Consider the following 16,587-nt stretch of genomic DNA (forward strand, 5'->3'; position numbering starts at 1 on the left):
CTATTACATGGTCGACCTGCCCATGCTGCTGCATAAAAAGGGGCTGCAGGAGCGCGGAGCAGCGTTCGAGCGGTTGACGATTCTACTCGCGGCCGGCAATCGCGGCATGGATGACGAAGGCTACAAAGCGTATTACGAGCGCCTATCGAAGTCGCTCGCCGAGGAAGACGACAATCAATTCGACCGCGCGGCCCTCGACAAGCTGCGCCGGCGGATGACAGAGGGGTGATTGATCAATGGCAACCGAAGTCGGGGCGATTAAAGCGCGAATGGAGCTGGACGCGAGCGGATTCACTCAGGGGCTCCAGAAGGCCAAGCAAAGCCTGAATGAATCCGCCAACGAAGCGCGCCGCGTGAACCAGGACTTCAAGCAGATCACTCGGTCGCTCTATGATCTCGGATTGAGCGGGAAAGAGGTTCGCAAGGTCCAAGAAGAGCTGCGCAATATGCGGCCGGACGTCCTCGAGCAGCAGCTCAAACACCTCGAAGCCCAGCTGCGCCGTGTCGGCGCCACGGACGACCAGATCGCGAAGCTTAAAGCCAAGATGACCGAAGTCAAGGACGAGACGGACAAGGCGGAAAACAAGGTGGACGCGCTTCATGCCGCGCTGACGGCCGTCGGGGCTGCCGGTGTGCTGACCGGACTTGTCCGGACGATCAAGAGCCTTGCCAACGAAGCGAATGGTATGGCGAACTCCTATCAAGGGCTTATCCAGGTATCCAAGGCGCTGAACGTCAACGTGGAGAAATCGACGGGGCTTGTCGAGGAGCTGGCGAGCAAGGGCTTCATGAGCGTGGCCGAAGCCTCTGAAGCCGTCAAAACGGCGCTTGCCTCGGGCCTCAATCTCGAGCAAACGCGAGACCTCATCATGCGCTTGGGCGACGCCGCGGCGTATAACCGTCAAGCGCATTATGGATGGGGCGAGGCGGTCGTTGTGACGCTTCAGGGCATCAAGCAGGGGAATAGCACCCTGACTGACGCCGTGGGCGTGACGACGAATCTGAGCGTCATGTACGACCGTTATGCCAAGTCGATCGGCACGACACAAGGCAAGCTGACGGACGCGCAGAAAATTCAGGCTGCATACAACGGGTTCATGCAGGACGGCGCGATCTTCGCGGGCAACGCGGCGACGGCAATGGAGGGCTACAACGGCAAGCAGGCGCAGTTCAACCAAACGATAGCGACCGCGCGCGCTGAATTGGGCGAGGCATTTCTGCCGGTTCTGGCGAAACTGATCGACACGATCATGCCGCTCGTCAAAGACTTTGCGGCTTGGGCCGAGGAGCACAAGGACGTTGTTGCGGGAATGGCAGCGGCAACCGTCGCGGTTTCCGGTCTTATTGCCGTCGTTACGTCGTTGATCGGTTTCATCGCGGCCCTGCGTGTGGCGTTCTTAACCCTTAATATCGCTATGGGGCCGATCGGTTGGGCGATCGCCGGTATTGCCGCCGTCGCAATCGGCGTGACGGCCTATAAGGCCGCCGCGGACGCCGCATCCGAATCCGTTTGGCAGTTCGCGCAGAATCAGGACGAGCTGAACAAAAAATTGAGCGAATCGCCGCTCGACCGTTCGACCGAAGACGTCCAAAAGCTGCAAGCTGACATCGACAAAGTCAACGAGCTGCTAAAGACGAGGACCGATCTCGAAAAGCAACTGAGCGATCTGCAAAACAAGCAGCGCGGCGCACAAGCCGCCGGCGACAATGGAACGCTGAACAATCTGAATCGGCAGGTGGGCGACGTCCAAGGAAAGCTGAAAGAGTTGGACGGCCAGCTATCCCAACTCGGCATCAACACGCCGGAAGATGCGCCGAATGTGCTGCGCGACCTGAAGGCGCAGCTCGATGCCTCCATTCCGGCACTCGTGAAGCTGGAAGAGGCAAACCTGCGAGACGCGGCCGCATCGATCAAACACATCGACAGCGTGACGCAGCTCAAGAAGCAATACGAGCAGTTGGATCGCCAAACAAAGCTATCAGCCGAGCAAAAAGCGCAGTTGACGCAGGTCGTGAAGCAATTAACTCAGGAATATCCCGGGCTTCAATCGCAGCTGGACGAAGAGGGTCGCTGGCATATCCGGAATACGGACCTGCTCGGTGATCTCATTCAGGCAGAAAAGGATTCCATCGCGGCAACGACGAGCGCATCGAAGCAGCGGCTAGAGGCTTGGCGGGCGGAGACGGAGGGCAAGCTCAAGCTTGCGAAGGCGCAAGTCGCGGGGCTCATGAGCGCAGCCGGCGCCGATTTCACCGAGACACAGGTCGGCAGCAAGCTCCCCGGCGCACTCGGCAAGGCCATCGACATCGCGGGCGACTTCGTACTCCGCGGAGTGGCCGCCAAGGCCCAGGATAACGCGAACAAATACCAATTGCTTATCAACGACATCGACAAGCAGATATCCGCCATCACTTCAGGCACGCTCGACAAGTTTTTCGATACACCTTCCAGCCCGACAGATCCCGACAAAAAGAAGGGCAAGGAGAAGAAGGAGAAAACGGCCGAACAGATCCAGCAGGAGCAATACCAGGAATCGCTCAAATACATCCAGTACAAACGAGATCTGAACCAGATGAGCGAAAAGCAGGAGCTTGAGTCTTTGCAGCGGCTCGCGGATCGGTACAAGAAAAACGGCGAAATCCGCATGGACGTCGAGGTGAGAATTAGGAAACTTCAAGACCAAATGGCCGCCGACGCCAAGAAGAAAGCCGAGGAAAATAAAAAGAAGTTGGACGAGGAGACCAAAGCGCGTTTCGAAGCCTCGCAAGAGTGGATCGAGCAGGAAGAGCGCCGCATGACGCTCGCCGGGGAGTCCGAGGACGAAATCACTCGCATGAAGCTGGACGCCTGGACGCGGGTCCGCAACCGTTACGCGAAGGACTCGGATTTTTATAAGCAGGCCGACACGCAGGTGTATAACGCCAAACTATCGATTATGAAGGCGACGGACAAGGCGGAAAAGGACGCGGCAGAAGCACGGGAAAAAGCGGCAAAGGACGCCGTCAAGGCCTCGATCGATGCAATTGATAAGCAAAAAAGTGCCGAACTCGATGCGCTCGACGAGCGCCGGGCGGCGATCCAGAAGTTCTACGACGACCAGGAGCAAGCGATTGACGACAAGGAGCGCCTTCGCGAGCGAAACGATCTGGTTGCGGAGATGGAGAAATACCGATTCGCCACAAGTGAGAAGGGGCAAAAGACATTTCTCGACCTTCAAGAGAAGCTGCGGCAAATGGACATCGAGGACCAGAAGTCGGCGCTTGAGGATGAGCGGGACCAAAAGCTCGATGCGATCGACAAGCAAAAGAAGGACGTCGAGTCCTGGTATGACGACCTAAAGGCGGCGACGGGCGACCTGACCGGCGACCTCACGGCGCTGTACAAGCTCGCGGATGACGAGCGCTTGCAGTCATTTATCTCCACGAACGCCAAGATCAAGGAAGAAATGGCGAAACTCAAGGCGGATATCGCGTCGCTTCCGTCTGCAGCGGGATCGCAGGGCGCGTTATCCGTCATTGATCAGATGGTCGCCAATTCGCAGGCGTGGAAGACAGCGTCGGCAGCGGAGCGGGCGAGTCTCCAAGAGGCGAACCAGAAGCTCGGGGCGCAGCTCGGCGCGACCTACAATGCAGCTACCGGGCGATGGATGAAGAACGGCGTTCCTCTATACCACACTGGCGGGATCGCGGGCATTATGAACTTCTCGCAGCCGGACATGTTGCTTCCTGGCGAGGTGGCGGCGATCTTGCAGCAAGGCGAGCCGGTCCTGACGCCGAAGCAGGTCGGTAGCCTGGTAGGCTCCGGCGCTCCGCAGGTGCATATCGAACGTCTTGTCGGCGTCGAAGTGAACGAGGCAGTCATCGAAGACGGCGTCGATATGAAGGCTTACGAGCGGACCGGCGGGAACGCCGCGTCGGAAGTGCTGCGGAAAACGATGGCGGGAGGTGCGGGAGGATGAACGGATTTACCTATCGCGGGCGACATTGTTCGGAAATGGGCGTCAACCTGCTTTCATACCGCGTAAACTCGCCGGACCTCCGAGAGTACGAGGATGAGGTCGCGGGCGCGCCGGGCGCTTTCGATTACGGCACCGACTATGGAAAACGTCAGATTGACCTGTCGCTCGACATCGTCGAAACCGACGAACCCTTCGAGCGGCAGCGGGAGCGCATTTATAACTGGTTCAAACCGACGTTGGCGGCCGGCGCGGTCGTCTTCGATGACATGCCCGAGCGCACTTACTTCGCCAAGCTTGCCGGGAAGCTGGGGTCGGATCAGATCGGCAGGTACGGCACGATGGAGATCACGCTCAAATGTACGGACCCTTTCGCTTATGGTCCGGAGCAGATCCTCTCGCCGATCATTACGACGTCGCCAACGACCATTCAAATCCTATCGGACGGGACAGAGCCAGCGGAGACGCTGATCGAGATCACGAATGCCGGCTCGACCACGATCAATCAGTTTAAGCTATCGATCGAATATCAACTTGAATAGGAGCGTGCCATCATGGCGAATATCAGTAACTTCCTCGCGACAGCCCTGCTGAATCAAGTATTCAGGAATACCAACTACACTCGGCCGACGACGGTGTATGTCGCCCTGTACACCTCGAATCCGACGGCCGCCGACACGGGCACGGAGGTAAGCGGAGGCAGCTATGCGCGTCAAGCGGTCACATTCGCAGCGCCAGCAGCCGTCAGCGGCAAACAGACGGTCAAGAACAGCGCTGACATCACATTCCCCACGGCTACAGCGGACTGGGGAAACATTACGCACGTCGGTCTCCGAGATGCAGCGACAGGCGGGAACCTTCTGTATTACGGGGCGTTGGACAATCCTCGCAGCATCCTGACGGGCGATATTTTCAAACACTTGGCGAACTCGATCGCCCCAAATCTCTATTAAGGCGGTGACCATTCGTGACACAGCAAACGATGTACCCGGCAATGGTCAACAGCCCACAAACGGAGTTGTCGGCAGGAATCGACGCCGCACAGACAACGGTTCCGGTAACGGACGCATCCAAGCTGCCGCCTGCGCCTAACCTCGCGACGATCGGAAGCGACGAGACAGCCGAGACAATCCTTTATACTGGCAAGACAGGCAACACCTTGACTGGCGTTACACGCGGCTATCAAGGCACGGCGAAGGCATGGACGACCGGTGTCAAGGTTGCCCGGCTATTCACGGCTGCAGATTGGGATGCGGCACGCAACAATTTGCAGGATCTGGCTGCGGCCGATCCAACGCCCGTCACCCTATCCCCCGGCTTACAAAACATCATCGCTAATAGACGCTCCCGTCTCCGTATCAAGGATATCAAGGGGCGGACGTTGGTTAATCTGTTGGGGCGGGATGGAGGGTGTGAGAGCCTGACTCCGTTTGCAATTACGGGGACGGCGGCATTATCTACCACTCAGGTGCGGAGCGGACTTAACTCAATAAAATTCACGGCTTCAAGTAGCGCAGCCATAGCCACGAAGGATTACACTTACCCACTTGATACCACAAAGCAATATCTCATCGGCGCTTGGGTTTATATCGAATCCTACACGAGTGGAACAATTAGCCTAAGCCTGCGGGATGTAGGCACATCTACGGCGCGGTACAACGTGAGCCCGGATACATCGAAGGTAGGATCTTGGCAGTTTATTTACTTGAAAGTACCGACAGCTAACACGCTCGTCGGAACCGGTTTTAGACTGCTATTCGGTCCAAACGGATCAGGCACGATGGTCGTTTACTTCGACGAATTGCGTCTCTACGAAATCAGCTCGGCCGATTCCACCGCCATCGACAGTATGACCGCCGCCCAAGTCGCCGCTAAGTGGCCGTATGTAGACGATGCCAAGCATACTAATGCGGTGTATGTGCAGAACGCCGGGAAGAATCTGATTGATTCGTTTTCATCTTCTGATTGGACAATTGCTTCTGGCGCGACAATTAAAGGAGCAAACAGTCTAACTCTCGTAAATACAGCGCCGGGGGGCCATTCATCTTACCCAATCAACTTGCTACCCAACACGACTTATACTATCCGGGTCGAGGTACTAGGGGACAGCAATGTAAGATGGAATCTCACTCCGACTAAAGCTAGTTCTAGTTTCTCAGTTATTCAAAATCAATCATCGACTGCTACGATCACTTTTACAACTGATGCAGCTACGACACTGTTATACCTAAATCTATATTCAAACACGGCGGGTACGTACACATTTAATAATCCGATACTTGTTGTCGGAGATGCATCTGCAATGCCGGCAACGTTCGAACCCAAGCGCGGATCCTACATGTACCTGCCGAACCCACAACTCGCCAGCAACGTAGACGGCACCGTAGCAGATAGCCTGTATACGGATGGAGAGGGTAAGCCGAGGGTGACGCGGAGATGGCGGGAAATGGTGTTGGACGGGGCACTCGTTTGGTCTTACAACACAAGCGGAACGGGTTTCAAAGGCGTGCAGGTAAGCGTAAGCGGAGGTGTCGCCAATTCCCAAGTCGTTGTTAAATACAGCGGAACCTTGCTTAAAAATTGGTCCACCGGGTTTACATCAAGTGACCTGGCTTATTGGACCAACGCAGCTAATCCTTTGGTTTTATCCATCGCTGCCGCCGATTCCGGCTGGGGCGACGCCTACACGCCAAGCGCTGCGGAGATCGCGGCGTATTTTTATGGTTACAAGATGTACAACAGCGACACCGGTACACCAGCAGGAGCGCAAAGCAGCACCACCTACAACTATAACGGGACTGGCACCAAAGCATGGGTTAATCTTGTCGGATCTCCTGCGGCTTTCGGCGCGGCGACCGTGGCGCTTGGACCTGCGTCGGGTTATACGCCGTATCGTCTCATCTACCAGCTCGCATCCAGTGCGGACGAGCCGGTTAACTACGAAGGCGATCTCGTCATGCATGAAGGCGGTAATCAGATCGAGGTCGGGACGGGGATTGTTGTGCGTGAGGCTGCTAAACCAACACTTGGCACCAATTGGGACATCAACAACAAGACGACAGGATCAGCGCTAAAATATCGAGTCGCCAAATTCGTCGGTATATACCGATCCGATCGCTTCGACGCCTTGTGGTCTACTTGGTCGGGCGTTGATGTGTACGGAAATGTTGCAGCGTCCATCTTACCGTCAAGATTTGATGCTGCCGCCCCATATGCAGTTACGTACTTAGCGCTCGACACGTATTCGCTCGGAATCGCACCGCAGTCCATCTCGGCCGACTACGCCCCGAACATCAAAGAGGATTTAGACGACGTTACGCGGGCCGTGACTGATCTCAAGCGCGAGGTAAGCGTACTCCAAACGCAGAAGGCTGGTAAGCAACAGCCACAATGGATTGCTCCGACGTTGGTCAACGGATGGGTGAACTACGGCAGCGGGGAGACGGTCGCGGGATACTACAAAGATGATCGCGGATATGTGTTCATGCGTGGGCTCATAAAGTCTGGGGCGATCGGACAGGCGGCGTTTACGTTGCCGGCAGGTTACAGGCCTGATTCTCCGGTCCGTGTTTCTGTAAACTCCAATCTTGCATTTGGATCACTTATCATATCGACTGATGGCCGAGTCATCATCGATTCGGGTAGTTCAACAAGTTGGACAAGTTTAGCGGCGGTGCCGTTCTTGGCTACTCAGTAAAGGAGGGATAACGAACGTGAAGGAAGCTCATATCGTTGACTTAGAGGGTCGTATCATTGAGTCGATCATCGTGACTGACGATCGAACCGGGGTGATGCCTCTTTACGAGGATCGAGCGCCGGAAGAAGAGGGCGGCCAACCAACGGAAATTATCGTCGGTTATTCGATTGCCGAGCGAGTCCCTGAAGGGCTATATCAGCCCCGATGGGACTTTTCAGCATATGACGGGTATCAAACGGCCGTCATGGAGGCGCGGCTTTCCTACGCACAGGCGTACTCGGACTGGTCTCAGGAGGACGAGGAGACACGCGGCGACGCGCCTGTGCTGACGCTTCCAGAGGCGCCGGCGTTTTGGGTGGAGGGATTGACGCAAGCGGAGATTGACGCACTACACAAACCGCAGCCGATCGATCCTACGGAACAACGACTTGCAGACCTCGAGCTCGCGCTCGCGGATCTCTTTACAGGAGGGATTTAACATGATGCCCATGTACAAAATTCGGATCATCGCCAACGCCTGCATTACGCGCTACAACGGCGGCGAGCGTGAGATCACCGACGTTGTCGATAGCTACAACCTTGCAGCAGATGACCGCGAGCTCGTCCTCGCTGAGATTTACGCCAAGCGTCCGGACATCGCGCCGGCGGCACCTGAAGGGGAATAAGAGGAGGGGGCGATTGAATGTTCAACCGGACTGCATTCGGGCAGGAGACGTTTAATCGTCCTGCCTCCAAGGAAATCGTCTTTTCGGTGTCGCTATCCGGGGACGGAGATATGTCCGCGAAAAGCAACGGCATACACTTGGCGACCGTCGCCTTGGCTGGCGACGGTGATCTATCCGCTGCCGGACTGCGGCAGATCATTGGCGTCATTGCGGAGTTGGCGGCAAACGGCGACATGACGGCCGCCATGCAGCGGACGCGGTTAACGTCAGCGTTGCTGGAGGGAAATGCGGACCTCAAAGCCAACGGAGGGCGCTACCATATCGAGGAGATATCTATCACCAATACGTTCGCGCCAGGCGAAAAGATCATCATCGACGCGCACAAACTTCGCGTCACTAAAAATGGGACGATGATCGGATATGACGGTGAGTTTTTCCAGCTCTCGCCCGGTACGAATAACATCGTCTACACCGACACGGCGAGCGGAAGAACGCTGCAGATGCGGATTGTCTACCGCGACAAATACGTTTAAGGGATGAGCCTATGAGAGACGACAAGCGCAGCCGCCTTGAAATTTGGACGAGCGCCGGCCGGCTCGGGATTCTCGCGAATGCGTTCAACGTCCGCGTTCGCGAAGTCCTGAACGGCGAATATTATGTAACCTTTACTTATCCGCGCGAGGAAGGCGACGAGCGATACGACACGCTAGTCGAGGACAACGATGTCGCATTCCCGTCCGACGTCGAGCGCGGCCAGCGCTTCCGAATCCGCAGCGTCCAGGAAGTACGCGACGGGCTCAAAATGTACAAGCTCGTGGAGGCGCATCACGTCGCGTTCAGCCTTGGCGACTATTTCCTCGACTCCTATATCGACTTTGCCGCAGCCAAGACGATCGAGGAGATGTTGGGCATCCTGGGAGCAGACACGCCGTATACCTTTGCGGTCGAGGGCGCATTCGCCGCACAAGACGTTTGGGAGTGGGGCGAGGACAAGAGGATCAATTTGCTGCAGCAGCTCCGCACGCTGTACAATGCCGAGCTGTACCTCGACAATTACGAGATCACACTCACGACGCGCGCCGGCGGAAACTATGGCGCCCGGGTCCGGTACAAGCATAATATGAAAGGCATCAAGCGGAATAGCCATAACATGGAGCAAATCACGCGCCTGTATGGCTACGGCAAAGACGGACTCACAATCGAGGGATACGGTGGGCGCACGGTGAAGTATATCGATTCGCCGTACTTCGATCCGGCGCGGCCGAAGATGGGGAAAGTTGAGTTCGCAGACATCGACGATCAAGGCAAACTGCTACAGGAAATGCAGAAGTATCTCGCCAAGTACGAGCAGCCTAATGTATCCTACGACGTCGACTTCGTACAGCTGGAGAAGGTCGATCCCGACTTCCGGGCGGAGCGCATACGCGGCGCCGGCGATACGGTGACGGTCCGGGACGACGTGCTCGGCTACAGCTTCGACGCTCGCGTGCAGGAGTTCGAGCGCTATCCATTCGAAAAGCGAAGTGGCAGCGTCGTCCTTTCGAACTTCCGGCAGCTCACGACCGCCGATTATATCTTTCAGGCGACGGTCGGCAGTAAAAAGGCGATATCGTACACTTCCCGGAACGCCGTGCTCAAGGGCGTGAAGTACGACGACAGCCTCACCCTCGTCGATGGCTTGGGGCTAAAGGTGACGGACGACCACAACGTGGAGCGGGTGCGGCTCGGACAGATCGGGCCGGGCATCTATGGCATGTGGGTGTCGGGCGGTGCCATCCAGATCGGCGGCGGCCTACCAGATTCACAAGTCGCGGGGGCGACAAACTGGAACGGGAAGACGACCCTTCTGACAAGCGCGGGGATTTACACGGGCTTCATTCAAGCCGAACAGATCGTCGTCAATAACCTGTCCGCCATATCCGCGGATCTGGGGACGGTGACGGCCGGCTCTATCTTCGGCGTTTATATCAACGGGACGAACATTGACGGCGGGACCATCACGGGCGCGCTCATTCGGACGGCAGCAAGCGGCAGTCGGATCGAGTTCAGCAATACGTCGGCCCTGCTGCGAGCGTTTTACACGGATAGCCGGTATATCAGCATTAATCCGTTGTGGGGGAGCGGGCCAGGCATTCAATTCGATTATGACGGCACCACGACATTCAACTTACTGATGAATGGCCCCAATGTTTTTATGGGCGCCACGAATGGACTTACGCTTCAGGCTCCGAGCGGAATTACAATCGCGGGAGGATGGAGCAATCTAGTTGCTTCTGGGGGCGGCGGTACGCTGCAATCGGCCCTCGACGGTAAAATGTCCGCCTCCAAGACGTTTAGCCTATCGCTCACCAACATTGCCGCGCACAATCACGGAATACCCGACGGCACGCAATTAAGAAAGGCAGACGGAACCGCGATTACATTCAATGCCTACGATGGTTATACAGGATCATATACAATCTCCTAAATGTGGTATATACTTGCGACAAAATACCACAATTAGGAGCGATTCATATGCGCAAAATTATTGTTGGCATGTTGATCGGCGCGGCCCTCATGTTTGGAATTCAGGCGGGGGCCGCATCGTTGGCAGGTTCTAAGGTGGCCGGAACAAAGGATGTCACGTTGTACGGAAAAGCCATAGGGCAAGCGGCGATTATCAATAACAGCAGTTATTTGCCGGTTCGTTCCCTTTCCGAAGCTCTCGGGTTGGGAATAGACCTGTCGGGAGGAAAAATTAACTTGAGTAAACAGGAGCAACCGACGTCGTCCACTACACCTTCTCCCACGGCCACCGCCACTCCAACTCCGACTAACGCAGGGATGAGCGAGGAACAGATTAAATCGCGTTTGGGAGAAGTCGACAAATGGTTAAAATCGAGCCAAGATGATAAGGCCCATTGGGAAAGCGAAATCGAGCTTTACAAGAAACAAGGGTACCAAGAAAGTAATTATAAGATTCAACTTGATTCGATTCGGTACGCGGAAGAAGCAATTGCAAAGCTGACCGCAGAAAAGGCCCAGCTCGAAGCGCAGCTTCAACAACTTCAAAACCAATAACCCAAGGGTCCGCCATTCGGCGGGCTCTTTATTTTAGGAGGATACCTATGAAGGTTAATAATGTTTGGCAGCTCGAAGCAGACCCGACTCAACCAGTAGCCGAAGTCGGGAACTTGATTGTCGCATATCTCCGCGCGCATCCAGGCAATGAGGTTAAAATACTGACGGCCATCCGCAGCGACGTGGATGATGCCCTCGAGCAATTCAAGAAGAAGCAATCGCCTCAGGAAGAAACGGAGATCGAAGCAAAGGAATAATCGGCAAATATGGTTCGCTATTCGGCGGGCTCTTAATTTTTTTGTGTGGGGGTGGACGAGCTGGGAGAGACAGAAGTGATTAATAACTTATCCGTGGTGGTGGAGCGGTTGAAGGTCACGAGCGAGCACACCGCCGAAGCTATGGGCAAGATGTCCACGAGCATTGACAGATTGGTGGAAAGGCTGGATAAGTCCGATGACACGGCACGAGAAGCGATGCAATCAGCCAAGTCGGCGCATCATCGCCTTGTTGAGTATAAGCAGCGCCTTGATGATGTTGACCGCCATTACGACGGAGAAGTCCGCGCGGCAAATGACAGAATTACGAAAGAAGTCACGGCGTTAAGCGATCGCTTGGAACGACAGGCAGACAAGCGCAAAACGGAGCGCAACTGGATCATAACGACCATGATCGCATTAGTCGGATTAGGGATTACGATACTCAAATTATTCTGAGGAGGTTTACTATGACTGGCGCGGATACGCTTTTCACCTGGGACGCTCTCGGCACCTTGACCGGGGCAACCCTTTTTACGTTTTTGGTCGTGCTTTTTACCAAAAAGCTACTCGACCGCCTGCTGCCGGGACTGCCGACGGACGTCTATGCCATCCTTGTGGGATGGGCCATCCTGGTACTTGCACAGATCGCGCTGGGCGCACCTGCGGATGACTGGCGGCTTTATATCCTGTCTGGCGCAAACGGGTTGCTTGTGGCGCTGGCGGCGGGCCAGATGCACAACAAGGTCATTAATCCGCCTGGATCTACGACGACGGAGACAACGACGCAAGCGGTCACAGTGACGGAGACAAGGCCGAAGGAGGGTTCCAGCGATGGGGTATAAAATATCGCAAGCCGGCATCGAACTAATAAAATCATTTGAGGGCTGCCGATTGACCGCCTATAAGCCGGTGCCGACCGAGCCGTACTGGACGATCGGATGGGGGCACTATGGGCCGGATGTCAAACAAGGCATGACGATCTCACAGGCGCAGGCCGATGCGATATTCCTTCAAGACATAGCGCGGTATGAGAAACCCGTGAATGAGCTTAATTTGCAGCTCAACCAGAACCAGTACGACGCGCTCGTATCGTTTTGCTACAATTGCGGCGCTGGTAACCTTCGGAAGTTGTGCCTTGGGCGAACCATTTCACAGATCGCCGCAAGCCTGCCGGAGTACAACAAGGGCGGCGGCAAGGTGTTGCCCGGATTGGTGCGCCGTCGTGCCGCCGAGTTGGAACTATTCAACAAGCCGGACGCCGTGAGCGCGCCGCAGCCGGCGGGCGCGGCCGTCGTGCCGAAGATAGTTCGCTTGACCGGTAACGAGGTCATCACGACCGGTGAGATCGTAGATGGGCGGCTGGTGGCCCCAATCGCAGACGTACTGAAGGCGGCCGGCGTCCCATTCACATACGACAATGAGACCAAAAAGCTGTATCTGCTCTGATCCATCCGCCCGGGAGCTTCGGCTCTCGGGATTTTTATTGTTGCGCACGTTTGACGAATTGATTAAATGCTGCGACTTGCTCCGCATTAACTACAGCGACAGAAATCTCATTCCCCCACTCCGGATTATGCGCAAACACCCATAGAGAATGAGGTTTGCCGTTCCAACCAGTCAGGACATTAACCGAAATATCCTCGCCGTCTTTTTCAACGCTGTAATGCAGGATTGTGCGAACTTCCTCTTGGCTTCGAATTCTGTCTCGAACGACATCGGCGAACCACGTACCGGCGAGCTGTGCCAACTCCTCGTAATTGAACATATGACAGCCTCCTCAATTTAGCGGATATCCGCGACCGTCGCGCCGATCAGGCGCTAGGTTTCGGCCCCTTCCGATGGAGCCTCGTCAGGCGGTGTATGTGCGACGAATTGATTCTAGGATCGTATGATACTGACTGTCTCGTAACCGTGCATATTCATTGTCTTCAATAACGTGAATCATCCAACGCTTGGCGTCCATAACGATGAAAGACGGCTGTATTCCATGTTCTCGCATACCCTCAATTAGCGCTCGCTCTTCCGGCGACAATTCCATGAATTGCTCATCCTCCCCGTGAGCCCCCAAAAGGAGCTGTGTTAGTTTTGGCTCATCCACTCCAGCGCCTTAGACGGATAGCCTTTCGTAAATACCGTCTTCCATTCACCACCGTCTTCAACGGTCAGCGTCCCAGCTCCGTATTTTGATTGGTCTGTCATCCCGAAGCAGCTTTCAAATACTACGCGCTTCCCACTGGCAGTGAATCCGGATTTTGTATTGGTCGTACCTTCAAGCTTCAACGAATATTTGCGGCAGCGAGCCGCTTCTTTCTCATCTCGAGCACGCGCCTTGATGCGTTCGGACAACGCCGCTAACCGATCCATCGAATACCATCCTCCCCAGGAGGGGACGAAGCCCCTCGATTATTTGCGACGATTCCGAATCACTTGTGCCAGCGCCAGCGCTGACAGGAATAAGGCGGCTATTATGATGCTCCAGACGGTCTCATTCATCGGGCATCCCTCCGTTTTATTTTGTTTTGCCTTATGGTAAGATTGGGGGAGAGAAGGCCGGATGCTACCCGGCCTTCCCGTTCCGAGCCTCCTTTAACGTTTGCGCCGTTCGCGCCGTTTGGGGGCTTTTTGCTTTCTGCCACTCCTCAGCATCGTTATTGTGGTGATGCATTGGATGATGGCGGTCAGCAGTGTTACCCAATCCTTCATGCCCTGTTCTCCTTTCCGGAAGAACTAATCGCGTCTCCCTTACACCTCTTATTATAAAGCATTTAAAATGCTGTGTAAATAGTTGTTTGAGATATTGTTAAAATATTTTAAATGCTGTAAAATGCTCTTTAAAGGGAGCGTGGGCAGCATGGCAGGAAGACCTCCGAAGCCAAAGGAAGAAAAAAAAATCCGCGAAGCCATATATTTTGAGCCGCATTTATTGGCATGGTTGCAGCAGCAGGCGGAAAAGGAAAAATGTACGGTGAGCGTCATTGTGAATCGCCTTACCGAAAAAGAAATCTCCGCAAGCCTCGGCCAATGAGCTGGGGCTTTATTTATTTTTAAGGGGAATACTAACATACGTTCTCTTGATAAGAACGTTAGTTCGTATTAATATAAGAACAAATGTTCGATAAATGACGAATCGAGGCGATCATGATGAAACTCGATAAGCACATCGGCCGAACCGTCGTATTGATCTACGAGGATAGCAAAGGCATCATCACGCAGCGCCGTGTAACCGTATCCAGCGTCGCAGGCGACACAGCCAAGGTATTTGACCACGACAAACGGCAGCCGCGCACATTGAGCGTTGAGCGCGTCCTTGCATGCCGACCGGCGAAGTCCTATGTCGGATGAGTACAAGGGTCACGCCAAAATCGAAGAGCTGACCATAATTCGAGATGTGCTGATCATGCCGTATATGCTGGATATGCTCGATAACGCAAAGAATTACGCGGAGTGGTCGGGAAGTATCCTCAAGGGGCTTACGAAAGAACTCGGGGAAATTCTCATGAACATCATCACCGGGGACCTGGCGGACCTCCGTAATGAGCTACGCCGGCGCCAGATCAAAACTTGGGACATGGACCAGGACGATATAGCTTTATGGATGGGATACAGCGCTCGGGGATACGTCAGCAAGTTTGGCATTACAAAAGAGGCTGCCCGTTCGCAGATCAAAATCATGCTAGGTACATATATGGGGCAGATCATCCAGGCGATGAGGGGAATGGTAAAACGATGAGAAACTTTAGGATGAACTTTGACCGGAACTCCACGATAGGAGAAGAACTCAGGGCCGCATTGATCGAAGCTGCAAAAAGGGAAGGGGATTCCTTCTCTTGGCTGAGTTCAAAAAGCGGAAACGGAGTAACAGTAAGTTTCGAAGGGGATGTTTACGTAATATCTACTTCAGTACAAGGAACATACTTTGAGGATGAAATTATAAAGTATATGACCGACAATTTCGGAGAAATGAAAAATTCATTTGTGAAACAAAGCGAGATAAGTCCGGGGCTTGAAATTTCTTGCTTGCTTTGGAGTTCCGACGATGTCTTTATTGAATGAGCGACAGCCTCGGACGAGGGTATATCCGGGGCTGCATCTATAGAATATCAACATACACCAGTTTTTATGTAAATTAACGTGCGATTATTTTGTGTGATGACATTCGTCACAGTTCGACACAAATGCGCTAATATCTGCGTTTACAATTAGCTTGTAACACATGGAGGTCACACCATCTGCGGGAGGTGAGTAGGAATCTACTCAGTCCGGGTACCGTGTACGATCACATGCAAATCTTCAACCTTGCAGTCAAGGATATAAGCGGCGTTGATGGCCTGCTCAAGGGATAGGTCCCGTATCCGCTTATTTACCTTGTAAAGGGTCTGTCGCGGTATGCCCAGGCGCCTAGCTAGTTCTGCTTGCGTAATTTTTGCCCGTCTGCAAAGATTCGGTATCCGGCTCTCCCCCAAACGCAGGGACGCAGCCACGTGTATTCTCCTTTATCCATTATCGACCAGATTATAACATAACGAAGGAGTGTGGGCGATGGAGTCATTTATAGGTTCAAGGTCGGCAGAAGTGGAGGCGCATTATTCCAAGCGGTTGCAACCTTTCGATGATGAGTTTATGCAGGTGTTCAATAGCATTAAAAGAGAATACCCGAACTTGATCGACAAATTGATAAAGATCGAGTCTCTATATAACAAACGAAGTGTGCTCGCCGACCTCTGTTATCGGCAAGGCATCGTAGATGGAGTGAGCGCCAGTAAGGCTCTTGATATATAGGGCGGCGGGTCGTTACTTCCCCACAAACCGCCCACAAATAATTATTATTCTACTTTATTTTAGTTTCTCTTTGTTTATCTATAAAAGCCCGAGAATCCGCGCTGTGATTGGGTTTTTTACCTCATATACACTTACTTTCTTTTGTAGATATATTTCCAGCGGTGAAGCACACC

At 54.2% G+C, this 16,587-nt stretch carries 21 protein-coding genes; 18 read left to right on the forward strand and 3 right to left on the reverse strand.

The features are described 5' to 3' along the window. Positions 1-7: 7 nt before the first annotated feature. The 14 genes from KVT38_RS28660 to KVT38_RS28725 all read left to right on the forward strand — a co-directional run bounded on the left by KVT38_RS28660 (position 8) and on the right by KVT38_RS28725 (position 13,081). On the forward strand, positions 8-229 hold the full coding sequence (locus KVT38_RS28660) for a hypothetical protein (RefSeq protein ID WP_217597173.1): 222 nt from the start codon (positions 8-10) through the stop codon (positions 227-229). Positions 230-236: 7 nt separating this feature from the next. Further along, positions 237-3,959, forward strand: coding sequence for a hypothetical protein (locus tag KVT38_RS28665; protein ID WP_217597174.1), 3,723 nt, complete (start codon positions 237-239; stop codon positions 3,957-3,959). Then, on the forward strand, positions 3,956-4,498 hold the full coding sequence (locus KVT38_RS28670) for a distal tail protein Dit (RefSeq protein ID WP_217597175.1): 543 nt from the start codon (positions 3,956-3,958) through the stop codon (positions 4,496-4,498). Before KVT38_RS28665 ends, KVT38_RS28670 begins: the two co-directional genes overlap by 4 nt. Positions 4,499-4,510: 12 nt before the next feature. Beyond that, positions 4,511-4,909 (forward strand): phage tail fiber protein, encoded by a 399-nt coding sequence (locus KVT38_RS28675; RefSeq protein ID WP_217597176.1) that lies wholly within the window; start codon positions 4,511-4,513, stop codon positions 4,907-4,909. A 14-nt stretch (positions 4,910-4,923) separates the two neighbouring features. Beyond that, on the forward strand, positions 4,924-7,653 hold the full coding sequence (locus KVT38_RS28680; protein WP_217597177.1) for a hypothetical protein: 2,730 nt from the start codon (positions 4,924-4,926) through the stop codon (positions 7,651-7,653). 16 nt (positions 7,654-7,669) lie between these two features. After that, positions 7,670-8,131 (forward strand): hypothetical protein, encoded by a 462-nt coding sequence (locus tag KVT38_RS28685; protein ID WP_217597178.1) that lies wholly within the window; start codon positions 7,670-7,672, stop codon positions 8,129-8,131. A gap of 1 nt (position 8,132) precedes the next feature. After that, positions 8,133-8,318 (forward strand): hypothetical protein, encoded by a 186-nt coding sequence (locus tag KVT38_RS28690; protein WP_217597179.1) that lies wholly within the window; start codon positions 8,133-8,135, stop codon positions 8,316-8,318. A 17-nt stretch (positions 8,319-8,335) separates the two neighbouring features. Beyond that, a complete protein-coding gene (locus KVT38_RS28695) occupies positions 8,336-8,851 on the forward strand; it encodes a phage distal tail protein (protein ID WP_217597180.1) in 516 nt (171 codons plus the stop codon). An 11-nt stretch (positions 8,852-8,862) separates the two neighbouring features. After that, on the forward strand, positions 8,863-10,785 hold the full coding sequence (locus tag KVT38_RS28700; protein ID WP_217597181.1) for a phage tail spike protein: 1,923 nt from the start codon (positions 8,863-8,865) through the stop codon (positions 10,783-10,785). A 47-nt stretch (positions 10,786-10,832) separates the two neighbouring features. Continuing rightward, entirely contained in the window at positions 10,833-11,378 is a 546-nt protein-coding gene (locus KVT38_RS28705) for a copper amine oxidase N-terminal domain-containing protein (protein ID WP_217597182.1), read from the forward strand. 47 nt (positions 11,379-11,425) lie between these two features. Next, entirely contained in the window at positions 11,426-11,635 is a 210-nt protein-coding gene (locus KVT38_RS28710; RefSeq protein WP_217597183.1) for a hypothetical protein, read from the forward strand. 75 nt (positions 11,636-11,710) lie between these two features. Continuing rightward, positions 11,711-12,091: a hypothetical protein gene (locus tag KVT38_RS28715; RefSeq protein ID WP_217597184.1), complete on the forward strand. Its 381-nt coding sequence runs from the start codon at positions 11,711-11,713 to the stop codon at positions 12,089-12,091. Between the two features lie 11 nt (positions 12,092-12,102). Then, on the forward strand, positions 12,103-12,477 hold the full coding sequence (locus KVT38_RS28720) for a hypothetical protein (RefSeq protein ID WP_217597185.1): 375 nt from the start codon (positions 12,103-12,105) through the stop codon (positions 12,475-12,477). Next, positions 12,467-13,081, forward strand: coding sequence for a lysozyme (locus KVT38_RS28725; protein ID WP_217597186.1), 615 nt, complete (start codon positions 12,467-12,469; stop codon positions 13,079-13,081). Before KVT38_RS28720 ends, KVT38_RS28725 begins: the two co-directional genes overlap by 11 nt. A gap of 34 nt (positions 13,082-13,115) precedes the next feature. Here the strand turns inward: KVT38_RS28725 and KVT38_RS28730 are convergent, their stop codons facing one another. Further along, complete coding sequence (locus tag KVT38_RS28730) at positions 13,116-13,400, reverse strand: hypothetical protein (RefSeq protein WP_217597187.1); 285 nt, start codon at positions 13,398-13,400, stop codon at positions 13,116-13,118. Between the two features lie 314 nt (positions 13,401-13,714). Further along, positions 13,715-13,999 (reverse strand): hypothetical protein, encoded by a 285-nt coding sequence (locus KVT38_RS28735; protein WP_217597188.1) that lies wholly within the window; start codon positions 13,997-13,999, stop codon positions 13,715-13,717. A 487-nt stretch (positions 14,000-14,486) separates the two neighbouring features. Between KVT38_RS28735 and KVT38_RS28740 the strand changes: the two genes are divergently transcribed. The 4 genes from KVT38_RS28740 to KVT38_RS28755 all read left to right on the forward strand — a co-directional run bounded on the left by KVT38_RS28740 (position 14,487) and on the right by KVT38_RS28755 (position 15,688). After that, positions 14,487-14,660: a hypothetical protein gene (locus KVT38_RS28740; protein ID WP_217597189.1), complete on the forward strand. Its 174-nt coding sequence runs from the start codon at positions 14,487-14,489 to the stop codon at positions 14,658-14,660. A 113-nt stretch (positions 14,661-14,773) separates the two neighbouring features. After that, positions 14,774-14,977, forward strand: a complete 204-nt coding sequence (locus KVT38_RS28745; RefSeq protein WP_217597190.1) for a hypothetical protein — start codon at positions 14,774-14,776, stop codon at positions 14,975-14,977. Continuing rightward, a complete protein-coding gene (locus KVT38_RS28750; RefSeq protein WP_217597191.1) occupies positions 14,967-15,365 on the forward strand; it encodes a YhjD family protein in 399 nt (132 codons plus the stop codon). The genes KVT38_RS28745 and KVT38_RS28750 overlap by 11 nt, the downstream gene beginning before the upstream one ends. Then, the gene (locus tag KVT38_RS28755; RefSeq protein ID WP_217597192.1) at positions 15,362-15,688 is read left to right on the forward strand and encodes a hypothetical protein; all 327 of its coding nucleotides are present in this window, start codon (positions 15,362-15,364) and stop codon (positions 15,686-15,688) included. Before KVT38_RS28750 ends, KVT38_RS28755 begins: the two co-directional genes overlap by 4 nt. 197 nt (positions 15,689-15,885) lie before the next feature. Here KVT38_RS28755 and KVT38_RS35645 read toward each other — a convergent pair whose 3' ends face one another. Next, entirely contained in the window at positions 15,886-16,116 is a 231-nt protein-coding gene (locus KVT38_RS35645) for a helix-turn-helix transcriptional regulator (RefSeq protein WP_217597193.1), read from the reverse strand. Positions 16,117-16,587 lie beyond the last annotated feature (471 nt).

The sequence above is a fragment of the Cohnella sp. GbtcB17 genome, from assembly GCF_019091135.1.
Taxonomy (GTDB): Bacteria; Bacillota; Bacilli; order Paenibacillales; family Paenibacillaceae; genus Cohnella.

Bases quoted from the DNA above. Each gene is read 5' to 3' on its own strand.
- KVT38_RS28660 (WP_217597173.1), top strand. From the start codon at position 8: ATGGTCGACCTGCCCATGCTGCTGCATAAAAAGGGGCTGCAGGAGCGC.
- KVT38_RS28665 (WP_217597174.1), top strand. From the start codon at position 237: ATGGCAACCGAAGTCGGGGCGATTAAAGCGCGAATGGAGCTGGACGCG.
- KVT38_RS28670 (WP_217597175.1), top strand. From the start codon at position 3,956: ATGAACGGATTTACCTATCGCGGGCGACATTGTTCGGAAATGGGCGTC.
- KVT38_RS28675 (WP_217597176.1), top strand. From the start codon at position 4,511: ATGGCGAATATCAGTAACTTCCTCGCGACAGCCCTGCTGAATCAAGTA.
- KVT38_RS28690 (WP_217597179.1), top strand. From the start codon at position 8,133: ATGATGCCCATGTACAAAATTCGGATCATCGCCAACGCCTGCATTACG.
- KVT38_RS28695 (WP_217597180.1), top strand. From the start codon at position 8,336: ATGTTCAACCGGACTGCATTCGGGCAGGAGACGTTTAATCGTCCTGCC.
- KVT38_RS28700 (WP_217597181.1), top strand. From the start codon at position 8,863: ATGAGAGACGACAAGCGCAGCCGCCTTGAAATTTGGACGAGCGCCGGC.
- KVT38_RS28705 (WP_217597182.1), top strand. From the start codon at position 10,833: ATGCGCAAAATTATTGTTGGCATGTTGATCGGCGCGGCCCTCATGTTT.
- KVT38_RS28710 (WP_217597183.1), top strand. From the start codon at position 11,426: ATGAAGGTTAATAATGTTTGGCAGCTCGAAGCAGACCCGACTCAACCA.
- KVT38_RS28720 (WP_217597185.1), top strand. From the start codon at position 12,103: ATGACTGGCGCGGATACGCTTTTCACCTGGGACGCTCTCGGCACCTTG.
- KVT38_RS28725 (WP_217597186.1), top strand. From the start codon at position 12,467: ATGGGGTATAAAATATCGCAAGCCGGCATCGAACTAATAAAATCATTT.
- KVT38_RS28730 (WP_217597187.1), bottom strand. From the start codon at position 13,400: ATGTTCAATTACGAGGAGTTGGCACAGCTCGCCGGTACGTGGTTCGCC.
- KVT38_RS28735 (WP_217597188.1), bottom strand. From the start codon at position 13,999: ATGGATCGGTTAGCGGCGTTGTCCGAACGCATCAAGGCGCGTGCTCGA.
- KVT38_RS28740 (WP_217597189.1), top strand. From the start codon at position 14,487: ATGGCAGGAAGACCTCCGAAGCCAAAGGAAGAAAAAAAAATCCGCGAA.
- KVT38_RS28745 (WP_217597190.1), top strand. From the start codon at position 14,774: ATGATGAAACTCGATAAGCACATCGGCCGAACCGTCGTATTGATCTAC.
- KVT38_RS28750 (WP_217597191.1), top strand. From the start codon at position 14,967: ATGTCGGATGAGTACAAGGGTCACGCCAAAATCGAAGAGCTGACCATA.
- KVT38_RS28755 (WP_217597192.1), top strand. From the start codon at position 15,362: ATGAGAAACTTTAGGATGAACTTTGACCGGAACTCCACGATAGGAGAA.